This is a genomic window from Rhizobacter sp. P1_G5 (genome assembly GCF_056405435.1).
On the sequence record NZ_JBFUCB010001189.1, the window covers coordinates 1 to 596 of the forward strand.

The 596-nt window shown below is 63.6% G+C and carries 1 protein-coding gene; it reads right to left on the reverse strand.

Going from position 1 to position 596, the window contains the following annotated elements; genetic code table 11:
• Nucleotides 1-16: 16 nt before the first annotated feature.
• Nucleotides 17-412 carry a hypothetical protein gene (locus AC1D12_RS34900; protein WP_477845614.1) on the reverse strand — a complete coding sequence of 132 codons (396 nt, stop codon included), beginning with the start codon at nucleotides 410-412 and terminating at the stop codon, nucleotides 17-19.
• Between the last annotated feature and the right edge of the window lie 184 nt (nucleotides 413-596).

The window sequence follows — 596 nt, forward strand, 5'->3', positions numbered from 1 at the left end:
CCCCCAGCCCATTCCCTCACCCGCCGCGAAGCACCAGCCGCTCTTGTTGGGGGAAAAGACTGGTCAGACCGTTGAGCATGCGAGCGCCCGCGCGCTCGTCCGTCTGTTCAGACTTGCCCCCAAACACGACGCGCGCCTGCCATTTGCACGAGGTCGCCCGCTTCCATTCCGACTCAGGCCCGCAAGCCGGACGAGCCGAAAGCATGAGCAGGAGCACGGACGCCACCAACAGCACCAGCACGCTGAGCACGGCCTTGCCAACACCCGCAATGGCCGAGCGCCAGAGGAGAACCAGGATGACGGCGAACACTGCCGTGCAGGTCACTGCCGCAAGAACTCGCCAAGATTCACCCATCTGTGTTTCCGCGCGGTTTGCGAAGTACAGGTCGAAGTAGCACAGCGGTTGTTGCAAAGGCGCGGATGGGGAGGCTGTGGAGCGCCAATTAGGACGGGGCGCCGGAGCTGGCTGGTTTCATGGCCCGCGTGCGCCAGCACGCTTCGTGAACTGACTGTCGCACACTGTTTGACCACAGTGAGCGAAGCGAACGGAGGGAGTTTGGGCGACGGGCCATGAAACCAGTCAGCGGAGGGAAGTC